Source organism: Candidatus Protofrankia californiensis (genome assembly GCF_900634765.1).
Taxonomy (GTDB): Bacteria; Actinomycetota; Actinomycetes; order Frankiales; family Frankiaceae; genus Protofrankia; species Protofrankia californiensis.
In genome coordinates, this window is the sequence record NZ_CAAAFT010000169.1 from 14,725 (window position 1) to 15,852 (window position 1,128).

Sequence of the window (1,128 nt, forward strand, 5' to 3'; positions counted from 1 at the left end):
CGCCGCGTGGGCCCGAGCCTGCGCGGGTGGAGCCCCCACGTGTCGACCCCCGGCCGGTTGAGCCGCAGCGTGTCAAACTCTCGCGTGCCGAGCCTGCGCGGGTGGAGCGACGGGTCCCGCCGCCTCCGGAGCCCCGCCGCGTGGAGCTTCGCCGGGTGGAGCTTCGCCGGGTGGAGCCGCCGCGCGCAGAGCCCACGAGTCCTCAGCAGCCGCGCCTGCGACCGATCGTCCCGGACCGCGCACAGCCGGCTGGAGATCCACCAGGCGGGATCAAGCCGGGCGACGCCGGACCGCCTGTGGCGCAGCCGCCTTCTTCTTCCGCGGGTTCTTCCGTCGGCCGGGCCGACCAGCAGACCGCCACCGGCTCCCCTGATCGTGCCGTTTCCGGCCGACCACTCCCGGCGCGATCAGGGTCGCAGCGTCCGGGGAACTCGCCCGAAATACGGCCGGACGCACGGCCTCCAGTCGTACGGCCGCAGCCTCCGGCCACACGAGCGCAGCCTCCGGCCGTATCACCGCAATCTCCGGCCGCGGGTGCTTTGCGTCCTGCCCCGACGCCGCGGACGCCGACATATCCGTCACAGACGGGCTCGGGGCCGTCGGCCGCGGGCCGGCCGCAAACACGCGGATCCCTGCCCGAGGGCCGATCCGCTGTGCGGCCGGCAGGTCCGAACGACCGTCCGTGGTATCCGCAGTCCGCGCAGCTGGACACACCACACCAGTCGTATGGGCGCGACAGTCAGGGCAGCCAGCATGAAAACCGTGGCGGTTCCGCTTCGCCGCACCCCAACCGGGACGCGCCGGTGCCGCCGGTCGAGGGCCGTCCGGCAACGTGGGAGCAGACGTCACGGATCCACCGGACGCCGCCGGCCGACCCGTCCGCCGCCGCGGGGAGTGAATCCGCCGGATCGGTCGAGGCCGCACGGCCCAGCGACGGACCGCGATCAACCTACCCGACCACCGCCACCGGACCCGCGGTCGGGTATTTCAGCCGCCAGGCGCCACCCGGGCCTCATGAGCCTCGACACGAGCCTCGACATGAGCCTCGACCGGACATCGGCGACACCGAGTCCCGTCCCGGCCTCGACCCCGCGGTTGTGCTCTCCCCGCCGCGCGTCATCCCGCGGA

Annotated in this window: 1 pseudogene; it reads left to right on the plus strand. The window is 74.0% G+C overall.

Annotated elements, in window-relative coordinates:
• Positions 1 to 803 precede the first annotated feature (803 nt).
• Positions 804 to 1,128: pseudogene (locus DD1DGNOD_RS27910) on the plus strand (hypothetical protein); the annotation flags it as partial.